This is a genomic window from Acidimicrobiales bacterium, assembly GCA_036491125.1.
In the GTDB taxonomy this organism is placed as follows: domain Bacteria; phylum Actinomycetota; class Acidimicrobiia; order Acidimicrobiales; family AC-9; genus AC-9.
Genome location: DASXCO010000035.1, coordinates 20,750 through 31,986, shown reverse-complemented (window position 1 = coordinate 31,986; position 11,237 = coordinate 20,750). Strand labels below are relative to the sequence as shown.

Annotated in this window: 11 protein-coding genes; 8 read left to right on the top strand and 3 right to left on the bottom strand. The window is 72.6% G+C overall.

The genetic code is table 11. The features are described from left to right. From VGF64_02895 to VGF64_02885, 3 genes are all read right to left on the bottom strand, one after another. The coding region (locus tag VGF64_02895; protein HEY1633679.1) for a DUF3488 and transglutaminase-like domain-containing protein at positions 1–1,826 on the bottom strand (1,826 nt) is incomplete at its 3' end. A 77-nt stretch (positions 1,827–1,903) separates the two neighbouring features. Then, positions 1,904–3,127 carry a DUF58 domain-containing protein gene (locus tag VGF64_02890; protein ID HEY1633678.1) on the bottom strand — a complete coding sequence of 408 codons (1,224 nt, stop codon included), beginning with the start codon at positions 3,125–3,127 and terminating at the stop codon, positions 1,904–1,906. Between the two features lie 18 nt (positions 3,128–3,145). Further along, a complete protein-coding gene (locus VGF64_02885) occupies positions 3,146–4,129 on the bottom strand; it encodes a MoxR family ATPase (GenBank protein ID HEY1633677.1) in 984 nt (327 codons plus the stop codon). A gap of 92 nt (positions 4,130–4,221) precedes the next feature. Between VGF64_02885 and VGF64_02880 the strand changes: the two genes are divergently transcribed. The 8 genes from VGF64_02880 (at position 4,222) to VGF64_02845 (ending at position 11,235) form a co-directional block, all read left to right on the top strand. Further along, entirely contained in the window at positions 4,222–5,118 is an 897-nt protein-coding gene (locus VGF64_02880) for an ROK family protein (GenBank protein ID HEY1633676.1), read from the top strand. Next, the gene (locus tag VGF64_02875; protein ID HEY1633675.1) at positions 5,115–5,378 is read left to right on the top strand and encodes a hypothetical protein; all 264 of its coding nucleotides are present in this window, start codon (positions 5,115–5,117) and stop codon (positions 5,376–5,378) included. The genes VGF64_02880 and VGF64_02875 overlap by 4 nt, the downstream gene beginning before the upstream one ends. Positions 5,379–5,479: 101 nt before the next feature. Further along, the gene (locus VGF64_02870; protein HEY1633674.1) at positions 5,480–5,998 is read left to right on the top strand and encodes an HNH endonuclease; all 519 of its coding nucleotides are present in this window, start codon (positions 5,480–5,482) and stop codon (positions 5,996–5,998) included. Between the two features lie 131 nt (positions 5,999–6,129). After that, complete coding sequence (locus tag VGF64_02865; GenBank protein ID HEY1633673.1) at positions 6,130–6,705, top strand: hypothetical protein; 576 nt, start codon at positions 6,130–6,132, stop codon at positions 6,703–6,705. A gap of 333 nt (positions 6,706–7,038) precedes the next feature. Further along, the gene (gene mraZ, locus VGF64_02860; protein ID HEY1633672.1) at positions 7,039–7,470 is read left to right on the top strand and encodes a division/cell wall cluster transcriptional repressor MraZ; all 432 of its coding nucleotides are present in this window, start codon (positions 7,039–7,041) and stop codon (positions 7,468–7,470) included. Positions 7,471–7,553: 83 nt separating this feature from the next. After that, a complete protein-coding gene (rsmH, locus tag VGF64_02855; GenBank protein ID HEY1633671.1) occupies positions 7,554–8,612 on the top strand; it encodes a 16S rRNA (cytosine(1402)-N(4))-methyltransferase RsmH in 1,059 nt (352 codons plus the stop codon). Next, complete coding sequence (locus VGF64_02850; protein HEY1633670.1) at positions 8,609–9,277, top strand: hypothetical protein; 669 nt, start codon at positions 8,609–8,611, stop codon at positions 9,275–9,277. The genes rsmH and VGF64_02850 overlap by 4 nt, the downstream gene beginning before the upstream one ends. Positions 9,278–9,477: 200 nt before the next feature. Beyond that, complete coding sequence (locus VGF64_02845) at positions 9,478–11,235, top strand: penicillin-binding protein 2 (protein HEY1633669.1); 1,758 nt, start codon at positions 9,478–9,480, stop codon at positions 11,233–11,235. Positions 11,236–11,237 lie beyond the last annotated feature (2 nt).

Below are 11,237 nucleotides of genomic sequence, written 5' to 3'. Positions count from 1 at the left end.
GCCAGGGCCACCACGATCGCCGCCGCGGTGACGCCGGCGACCGGGAAGTGGCCGCCATGGTGGGCGGTCGGACCGGCATGCACGAGATTGGGGGAGGGCTTCACCGGGACCGCTGGCGCCGGCGCCGGAGGCGTGGGAGCGGCCGGCGTTCCGGCGGTGCTCTGAGCGGGGGTGTCGGCGGGGCCGGTCTGGGCGGCCGCCACCCCGGTGTAGGCCTCGGCGCCCGGCTCGCCCCGCCCGGGTGTCGGCTCGAAGCTGACCCACCCGTACCGGCCGAGGAGGACCTCGGGCCAGGCGTGGGCGTTCAGGGCCCGCACGTGGTACAGGCCGTCAGCCTCCAGCTGTCCAGGCGTGAAGCCGACCGCAACCCGCGTCGGCAGTCCGAGGGACCGGGCCATCACCGCGTAGGTGCCGGCGAACTGCTCGCAGTACCCCTGTCGCGCCGAGAGGAAGCGCAGCATGGCGTTGTCGTCGTGGCCGGGCGGAACGCTCAGGCTGTACCGGAAGTTGTCGCGGAACCAGTTCTGCAGGGCGAGCGCCTTGCCGTAGTCGGAGGTCTGGCCCCGCACGATCTGCGCCGCGGTCAGGCGGATGGAGTCCGGAATCCCGTTCGGAAGGGCGAGGTAGTGCGACACGTCGCTCCCAGCCGGGGCTGCTCCGTCCTGGGCCAGCTCGGCGCCGTCGAGATGCGGAATGTCCGAGGTGACCTGATAGGTCAGACCGTCGGGGGTGGCGGATGGGGTGATGATGCTGCCCGACTCCGGGTTGTAGCTGGCACCGGGAACACCGATCAGGCGGCTCGGCCGATAGGCAGCCGGCGCCCAGACGCTGGCGAGGTTGGAGATGCTGAAGGCCTGCTTCACTCCCGGTGCCACGCCGGGAGGGGCGGAGGCGGCCGAGGACGGCAGCTCGATGCCCGCGCTCCGGTAGGACTGGTTGGCCGACCAGATGGCGCCGTCGAAGGTGTCGAGCGAGGTGAGGCGCCAGTAGGTGCGGGTCGCCGAGGCGACGGTGAACAGCTCGACGTCGCTCGGCTTCAACAGCTGGGACCGGATGTCGACCAGAGGGCTGATCGTGGTGCGCTGGCTGGGCCCCGGTTGGGTGAGGTGGTGGAGGTCGAGGGCCGCGGCGGAGCGGGCGCCCGGCAGATTGGGACCCACGACGAGGGCCGCGGCGACGGCGACGACCCCGAGCGTGGCGCCCCCGCGCAGTAGCGGGGTGAGACCCCGCCCGGCCCGGCTCGTGAGCCAGGGCATGGCGGACGCCTGCCGGCTGCTCTCGGCGACGAGGACGAAGCCGATGAGGGCGGCTAGGTAGCTCGCCACGGCCAGCGTGCGTCCCCGCGAGGTACCCAGGGCGGCGGTGTAGATGAACAGGGCGAGGGACGGCACGATGGCCTCGAGCGTCGAGCGGTGGCGAAATGCCGCCCAGTCGGCCAGCACGCCCATGATGCCCACGATCAACACCGAGCCGAGGAGGAACCCGGCCGTCACCGGCGCCGGGGTGGTGAGCTCCTGCAGCTGCTGGCGGGCCTGTGTGAGCTGCGAGCTGGCCTGATGGAAGGTGCTGGCTGAGGGGAGGCCGAGCACGGTGGTGTGGGGAAGCGCGATCCACGTCGTCACCAGGAGGATGCCGGCGGCGGACAGGAGCAGGGCGGCCACGGTGCCGAGGCCGAGCCGGCGCCACAGCCACGCCAGGGCGTGGGCCGCCACGGCGGCGCCCACCAGCGGACCGAGATAGGAGGTGCTGTTGAACAGCCTGCCCATGCCCGCGGCGGTGACCACGGTGAGAATGGCGAGGGCCACGGTCGTGGGAATCGTCGCCATCGCCGACGAGCGGATCGTGTCGGGTGTGGGCGGTGAGGCGCGCCGCGGCGAGCGGGCGGCAGACGGACGCGGCGCGGTCACCGTCGCCGGCCCAGCGTCCCGGCTAAGGGCCGGTCACGTCCGAGCGCCTCGGCCCAGGCCGTGGCGAACGGCCGCGCCGCAGTCACTCTGATGGGCATGATCGGGCCGGGGGCCGGCCGGCGCGTCACCCCGCGGGTGACCGCCGTGTCCTGGGCGGTCTCGTCGACCAGGACCACCATCACCGTCGGGAAGGTGCTGCGGAGCCTCCCGATGCGCTGGAGATCGGTATCGGTGGCGAGCGCCGTCGTCACGACCACGAGCACTCCTCCTCCCGCAGCGCGGCCGAGGACGCCCAGCTCGTTCACCAGACTCCCCGACGACGTCATCCGGACCTCGGCCAGCCGCTCGAGCACCGCGTCGACGTGGGCCCGGCCGGCGGCGAAGCCGGAGTCGGTGCCATCGGTCGCCAACAGGCGGACGAGGGCGTGGCTGGGCGACACCGAGCTCACCACGCTGGCCGCGGCCGAGACGGCTACTTCGAGGGACTCGGGCGTGTGCACCGGCTTGCGCAGGTCGAGCAGGACGCTCGCCCGGCCCTGCCACGGCATTTCTTCCTGGCGGATCATGAGGTCGTCGAGACGGGCGGTCGACGGCCAGTGGACGCGGCGGAGGTCGTCGCCGACCTGGTAGGCCCGCAGGGCGTAGAAGTCCTCGCCCCGGCGGCTGAGGAAGGAGCGGTGGTCGGCGCCGGCGCGCGGGTCGTCACCCTGGGTGTGCGGTGGTGGGGGGATCTTGTCGATCCTCGGGTACACGACCAGGCGGGTCGCGGGCGCTCCCATCAGCCACAGTGACGCCAGGCGAAACGGATCGCCCAGCTGCAGCGCCAAGGGGCCGAGCCCGAAGACCCCCCGCTGCTCGGTGGGCACCCGGTAGGCGGCGCGGCCCGAGTCGCTCGGGCCGAGCGGCGGCACGAGGAAGCGGGCCACCCGCTTGCCGCCGTCGAAGGGATCCGAGGCCACCAGGGTGGGTGAGCGCCGCCAGGCGACGTTGCGAACGGCGAGCTGGACGAGGCTGGTGCCTCCGGCGGTGACGTGCGCGGGGTGGAGCGTGCGCGCCACCTCGAGCTGGCAGCGCAGCACTCGGACGTAGATCACTGAGCCGATGACCAGCGTGAGGCCCGCTGCTCCCAGCACGTAGAGCTCGACCATGCCCACCAAGCGACCGGCGAGCATCGAGGCGACGGAGGCGACTGCGAGCAGCCAGCCTCGGCGTGTGGGCACCTCGTTCGGGCCCTCTATCTAGCCCTGGGCCGCCCGGCCGGTAGGCACGGGGACCGAGGCCAGGATCTCATCGAGGGCGTCGTCGGGGCCGAGACCGCCTACCGACGCGTCGGGAGCGAGCGCCAGACGGTGGCTCAGCACCGGTCGGGCCATCGACTTCACGTCGTCGGGCGTGATGTAGTCCCGCCCCTGGGCCGCCGCCCACGCCCGAGCCGCCCGCTGCAGGGCGAGGGCGGCTCGGGGCGACATGCCCAGCGCGAGGCTCGGGTGGGAGCGGGTGGCGCCGGCGAGGTCGACGATGTAGCCCTTGAGGGCGGGTGCGACGAAGACCGAGCGGGCCTGGGCGACCATGTCGGACACGTCGCTCTCGTCGGCCACTGCGTGGAGCTGCCCGATGAGGTCCCCCGAGCCGTGGGCGTCGAGCATGGTGATCTCGGCGTGGCGGCCCGGGTAGCCCATGTGGGCTCGCATCAGGAAGCGGTCGACCTGGCTCTCGGGTAAGGGATAGGTGCCCTCGTGCTCGATCGGATTCTGGGTGGCGATCACCATGAACGGCGCCGGCAACCGGTAGGTGTTGGCATCCACCGTCACCTGGTGCTCTTCCATGGCCTCGAGCAGGGCCGATTGCGTCTTCGGGGAGGCCCGATTGATCTCGTCGCCCAGCACGATGTTGGCGAAGACCCCACCAGGACGGAAGTCGAAGGTGCCGTTGGCCCGGTTGTACACGTTGACTCCAGTGACATCGGAGGGCAGGAGGTCGGGCGTGAACTGGATCCGCTGCCACTGGAGGTCGAGCGAGGCGGCGAGGGCCTTGGCCAGGCTCGTCTTGCCGACCCCGGGAACGTCCTCGATGAGTAGATGGCCCTCGGCCACGAGGCAGACGAGGGCCAGACGCACCGCATCGTCTTTGCCCTGGATGACCCGCTCGACGTTGTCGACGATGCCTTCGAAGCAACTGATGAAGTCGAACGCCTGGCGCGTCGCGGTCCGCTCCGTCGCCACGCCCTAGCCCCTCCCGCGCCGTGTCATCGCACGACGAGCCTACTAACGGGCGAGGCCTGCTCGTGAGCGGGATCGACGGTTAGCGTGGGCCGGTGGAGCTGTGCCTGGCGGTCGACATCGGCGGCACCAAGCTGGCGGCCGGGCTGGTCGGGACCGACGCACAGGTCCTGGCCGGGGAGGTCGTCGCCACGCCGACCGTCGAGGACCCCGAGGAGCTGTTCGCGGCCACGGCGAGCCTCGTCGACCGGGTCGCGGCCACCGGCGGCTGCCGACGCCCCGTGGTCTGCGGCGTCGGCTGCGGGGGTCCGATGAGCAGCGGCGGCGAGACGGTCTCGCCGCTCAACATCCCCGCCTGGCGCCGGTTTCCGTTGCGGCGCCGTCTGGCCGAGGCCTGTGCCCTGCCCACCTTCGTCGACAACGACGCCAAGGCCCTGGCTCTCGGTGAAGGCTGGGCGGGGGCTGCGGTGGGGCGGGCCAACTTCCTCGCCATGGTGGTCTCGACCGGAGTGGGCGGCGGGATCGTGCTGGACGGACGGCTGCTCGAGGGTGCCACCGGCAACGCCGGTCACATCGGTCATGTGGTCGTGACGCCCGGTGGCCGAAGGTGCGCGTGCGGGGGACGGGGCTGTCTGGAGGCCGAGGCCTCGGGGACCGCCATCGCGGCCGTGACGGGTCGTTCTCCGCGCCTTGCGGGGCCCGACGTGGTTGTCCGCAGCGGCACCCTGGTGGGCCGGGCCGTGGCCTCGGTGGTCAACCTCCTCGACCTCGAGCTGGTCGTGGTGGCCGGTTCGGTCTCCCTCGGGTTCGGTGCCCCGTTCTTCGCCGCGGCTCAGGCCGAGCTCGACGCGCTGGCGCGGCTCGACTTCTCCGTGGGGACGCGGATCGTTCCCGCCGGTCTCGGAGCGGCCGGACCGCTGGTGGGTGCAGGCGCCGTCGGGTGGCGGGGCCTGGGTCGCCTCCCCGCCTTCGGCGCCGCCGCGGCCTCATGATGCCGGGGCCCGGTCCTGGGCTGGGCCTCCTCCTGGTCGTCCTGCGGCGGCCGAGACTCTGGACGACGGCGCTGATCCAGGCGGCCGTGCTCGCCAGTCCGGGCTGGTGGAGACGCTGGCCGCCCCTGCCTCGGCCCGATCCGAGCTACCTCCGGTTCCGGCTCGAGACGGCGTACGGCGACCCTGGGGCCGAGCTGGCGGGGGGCGATGTCGTCGAGTACCTGGCCTGGTGCCGCGAAGCGAGGCGCTCGGCGCGCTAGCCTCTCGCAGCGATGCCCTTGCCACCACCACCATGGGCCCCAGCCCGGGGTGCCGATGACGGCACCCGAGGCCGGGGCGCGGTGGCCTAGCCGGCGGGCTGGTGGCGGTGACGCGGGCGCTGGTGCTCAACGCCACCTTCGAGCCGCTGTCGATCGTTCCGTCGCGGCGTGCCCTGATGCTGCTGCTCGACGAGAAGGCCGAGCTGATCCACTCCACCGAGCGTCACTTCCGGGCGGCGCGCGTCGCCTTCCCGGAGCCCTCGGTGGTGCGCCTGGCCCGCTATGTGCGGGTGCCGTACCAGAGCCGCGTCGCCCTCAACCGGCGGGCCGTGTTCGCCCGCGATGGGCACCGCTGCCAGTACTGCGGGTCGGCGGCAGAGAACATCGACCACGTCGTGCCCCGTAGCCGGGGCGGTACCCATACCTGGGACAACGTGGTCGCCGCCTGCCGGCGGTGCAACACCCGCAAGGAGGACCGCTTCGTCCACGAGGTCGGCCTGACCCTCCGTCGGGCGCCGTCGCAGCCCCGCGAGCGCGTGTGGTTCCTCGTCGCGACGGGCGGGTTGCGCCCCGACTGGGAGCCGTATCTCGGGACGGCCTCCCTGTCGGCGTCGGCATAGCGTCGTCCCCTCGCTCGTGCCCGCCGGCGGGGCCACCGCCGCCGTGGAGCGTCGCTGAGCTCACCGGCAGCGCCGGCGAGCTGCACCACCGGGACCCGGTGCCTGCGCCGCGCGTCGTGACGCTCTGTCGGGTGAGCCGCCCCGCTCTGGTGCTCGGCAGCACCCAACCCGGTCGTGATGTCGATCGTGCGCGCGCCGCTTCCTCCGGGCTGGAAATCGTCCGCCGCCGCAGCGGGGGAGGGGCAGTGCTCGTCGAACCCGGCGCCCAGGCCTGGATCGAGGTCTACGTCTCCCGCGACGACCCGCTGTGGGCGCCCGACGTCGGGCGGGCCTTCTGGTGGTTGGGGCAGGCATGGGCCGATGCCCTGCTGTCGCTCGGCGTGGCCGGCGCGGATGTTCATCGGGGCCCGCCGGTCGCGACCGCATGGTCGGCGAAGGTGTGCTTCGCCGGGACCGGCGCCGGCGAGGTCACCGTGCGGGGTCACAAGATCGTCGGGATGGCGCAACGCCGGACTCGCGCCGGCGCCCTGTTCCAATGCGCGGCGCTGGTGCGGTGGGACGCGCGCCGGCTGCTCGAGGTGCTCGACCTCGCCGAGTCGGAGCGGGCGGAGGGTGCGGTCGCGCTCGCTGCCGCCGCGGCCGGTCTCGGGCCCGGAGTGGGCGTCGACGACATCGAGCGCGGCCTCGTCTCGCACCTGCCGTCCTGAGCGGGAGCCCTCCACTTCGCGCCACCCGCGCCGCGGCGGGAGTTGGTGTGTTCCACCGCAACTGAACGCGACAGGAACGGCTGGCTCGGCACTCCACGAGCGACCTCGCAGCCTTCTCTGGCCTCTCTGCGCCCTTGCATCCACCAGTCGTCGCGCCTGGCGCGTCAGGGTGGACTCGCTTTGGCGTCGGCCTGGGAGCGCGGGCCCAGGGGATTGCCGAGCCGATGGTGCCGTGGTGGTTGACGAAGGGAGGGACGGGGCGTACGGTGGCACGTAGTGGAGTGAAAGGGAGGGTCCCTAGAGGTTTGGGGAGCATCGTGGGAGCGATCACCAATGGCCAGGTTCTTCGGCAGGTTCGAGCACGGCCTCGACGCCAAGGGGCGAGTGATCCTTCCGGCCAAATTTCGGGTGCACTTCGAGCACGGCGGCTACCTGAGCCAGTACCACGACGGCTGCCTGGCCCTGTGGACCCCAGAGGAGTTCGAGAAGCAGATGACCGACATGCAACAGAGCGCCAGCGAGGATCCCGGTCAGCGCAACCTGGCCCGGGTGTGGGCCTCCGGCTCGCACGAGGTGGAGATCGACCGGCAGGGCCGGATGGCCATTCCGTCGCACCTGCGGGACTTCGCCGGACTGGACGGCGACGTGCTGGTGCACGGCGCCATCGACCGGGTCGAGCTCTGGCACCCGGGCGTCTGGGACCAGCGAGTGAAGCCGATGGAACGACGCCTCACAGAGGGAGCAGGCGAGCCGGCCTCCGGATGATCTCGGCGGCACGACACGGCTCACGACAAGAGGAAACGGAGATCACACCACACGACACAGCACCCGACACCAGTTCCTGGCTCATGTGCAGCCCCTCGATCGGCGAGGTGGAAGACCCCTACTCCGCCCACTTCCATCCCGGTCGATTGGGGAGACAACCCGACGGCATCCTGCCGGTCGAGGGGCTGCAGATGAGCCGGGCGTTCGACCATCGACCCGCCATGACCGGCGAGGTGGTCTCGTTGCTCGCCCCGGTCCCCTCCGGCGTCATCGTCGACGCCACGGTGGGTGGGGGTGGTCACGCTCAGGCGATCCTGGACGCCCACCCCCAGCTCACCGTGCTGGGGATCGATCGAGATCCCGCGGCCGTGTCCGCGGCGTCCGACGCGCTGGCCCCGTACGGCGATCGTGCCGTCGTCCGTCGGGCTCGGTTCGACCGGCTGGCTGAGGTCGTGGAGGAGGTCGGCCTGGGACCGATGTCCGGCGTGCTCTTCGACCTCGGTGTGAGCTCGACCCAGCTCGACGACGCGACCCGAGGATTCTCGTACCGTCACGACGCGCCGCTGGACATGCGCATGGATCCCGGCCAGGCGCGCACCGCGGCCGACGTCGTGAACGACCTTCCCGAGATAGAGCTGGCCCGGCTGTTGGCCGCCAACGGCGAGGGCCGGTTCGCCCGTCGCATCGCGGCCGCCATCGTGGCGGCTCGCCCGTTGGAGACGACTGGGCAGCTTGCCGATGTGGCGAGAGACGCCATTCCCGCGCCGGCCCGCCGCCGCGGCGGTCACCCAGCCAAGCGGGTCTTCCAGGCCGTGCGCATCGAGGTGAATGCCGAGCTCGACGTGCTGGACCGGGCCCTCGACGTGGCCATCGATCTGCTCGTGCCCGACGGGCGCTGTCTCGTGCTCTCGTACCACTCGGGCGAGGACCGACTGGTCAAACGCCGCTTCGTCGAGGCTGTCACCGGCGGCTGCACCTGCCCACCGGGGCTTCCCTGTGTCTGTGGCGCCCGCCCTCGTGGCCGCCTGGTCGGGCGTCGGGCTCGACGACCCACCCCGGCGGAGGTCGAGGCCAACCCCCGGGCTGGCAGCGCCCGTCTCAGGGCCCTCGAGCGTCTCGACGACAGCCGGTCGCGTTCGTGACGGTTACCCAGGGGCCCAGGCTGGCGTCCGCCGACCAGTGGGACGACGCCGAACGTCAGGTCGACAGCGTCATCACGCTGCCACGGCCGGCCCGGGAGGCCGGCCTGGGTGGAGCGCCGGCCCGGGAGGCCGGCCTGGGTGGAGCGCCGGCGCCGCACCCGCGCCCGGCCCGAACGCCCCTGCGCGTCCTTCCGGCCGAGCACATCGAGCGCCGGACCCGTCGTCGCCGGGCCCGGCTCACCCTGACGGTCGCGGCCTCCCTCGTGGCCGGCTCGCTGCTCGGCGTCGTCGCCGTCAACGTCATGATCGCCCAGGACCAGCTGCGGCTCGACCGGCTCGATGCCCAGCGGAACGCTGCCCTGGACCACCGCGGCCAGCTCCAGCTGCAGGTGGCCCAGCTCCAGTCGCCGGCTCGCATCGTCGCCCAGGCTGAGCAGCGCCTGGGCATGGTGGTGCCCTCGAAGCTGACCTACCTCTCTGGGAACGGAGGGACGGTGCAGACCACCGGCGGCGGGGCTATCCCGCCGCCGCTTGCGCCCCCCTCGCCTCCCGCCACCAGCCCCTCGCCTCCCGCCACCGGCCCCGCACCGCCGGCACCGAACGGCACACCAGCACCGCCAGCGCCCACCACTCCGTCCTCGGTCCCGGGCTCCGCGCACCGGTGAGCCCGGGTCCCACCGCGCGAGACGCCAGTCCAAGGGAACGACGCGCCGCCAGGAAGGGGCGCACCGGCAGACCGACCCAGTCGAACGGCGAACCCCGACGGTCCGCGCCGACAAACGGCGCCGGCCCCCAGATCCGGTCCATCCGCCTGACCCGCCCGCCGAGACGGCGAACAGCGACGCAGGGCCGTCGCCTGGCGGTGATGTTCCTGGTGATGGCCGTCGTCGTCGTGGCCGTCGTGGCCCGCCTCATGTACGTCCAGGGCTTGTCGGCGGGTCGGTACGCGGCCGTGGGCCAGGCCCAGCTCCTGCACACCGTGACCGTGCCCGCGCTGCGGGGCTCGGTCGTCGACCGCAACGGCGAGCCGCTGGCGATGTCCGTCCTCCAGACGACCATCGTCGCCGATCCCCACCAGGTCGCCGACCCGAGAGCCGAGGCGGCGGCCCTGGCACCCATCCTCGGGTCGGACCCCACAGCTCTCCAGCAGAAGCTGAGCCAGAACGCGGGCTTCGTCTACCTGGCGCGAGCGGTCGATGACAACGTCGCCTCCCGGGTCAAGGCCCTGCGCCTCCCCGGGCTCACGTACCTCCCCGAGCCCAAGCGCTTCCTGCCCCAGGGTGACCTGGCCGGATCGGTGATCGGTCAGGTCGGGACCGACGGGCACGGCCTGGGCGGCGTCGAGTACCAGAAGGACGGGCAGCTGGCGGGCCACCCTGGCACCACCGTCGTCGAGCGGGACCCCAACGGCAGGCAGCTCCCCGGCGGGCGCGTCGTGCAGTCGGCCCAGCCTGGCCAGGGCGAGGTGCTGACGATCGACCGCTCGCTCCAGTTCGACGCCGAGCAGGCCCTCAGCAACGAGATCGTGACGTCCAACGCGCGGGGCGGGGTGGCCGTGCTCATGGACTCGCGAAGTGGTGACATCCTCGCCATGGCCAACATGGCGGCCGGCGCCAACGGCGCGCCCCCGGTGCAGGCGCCGACCAACACCGCGCTCACGAACGTCTACGAGCCGGGCTCGGTCACCAAGGTCGTCACGATCGGCGGGGCCCTCCAGAACCACGTCGTGACCCCGGACCAGCGCTTCTCGGTGCCCGACTCGGTGCGGGTGGCGGGCTCGACGTTCCACGACGCCGAGAGCCATCCGACACAGTCGATGTCGGTCTCGGACATCCTGGCGCAGTCGTCGAACGTGGGTACCATCGGCATCGCCCAGCAGCTGGGCAAGGACCAGCTCGCTTCGTACCTCCGGGACTTCGGCCTGGGCAAGCGGACGGGGCTCGGCTTTCCCGGTGAGTCGGCGGGCCTGCTGCTGGACCCCGCGCACGAGTCGGGTACCGACGCCGCGACCGTGCCGATCGGGCAGGGCGAGGCGGTCACGGCGGTGCAGATGCTCGATGCCTACAACGCGGTGGCCAACGGCGGGTCCTTCGTGCCGCCCCGCTTGGTCCGGGCGACCATCGGCTCGGACGGTACCCAACACGCGGTGGCGGCGCAGCCGCCGCACCGCATCATCTCCCAGGGCACGGCCCGGCAGCTGACGACGATGCTGCAACAGGTCGTGCAGTCCGGGACGGGGACGACGGCAGCCCTCAGCGGCTACTCGGTCGCCGGCAAGACCGGCACCGCACAGAAGCCCAACGTCAACGGGCCGGGCTATCAGCCCGGCGCCTACATGGCGACCTTCGTGGGCTTCGTACCCGCCCAGCACCCCGCCCTCACGGCCATCGTGGTGCTGGACCAGCCCACGCCGATCTTCGGCGGCACCGTGGCCGCCCCGGTCTTCGCCCAGATTGCCCAGTACGAGCTGCGCCGGCTCGGGGTCCCGCCAGCGGCTCCCCCGGCGCCTCCGGCGGCCGCACGGCCGGCCACCCCGGCGCCGTCACCGGGAGGCACCAGCACGCCCCCGACGAGCCCGCCCACTACGCTCCCTGGGTCAAGTACGACCAGACACGCGCAGTAGTC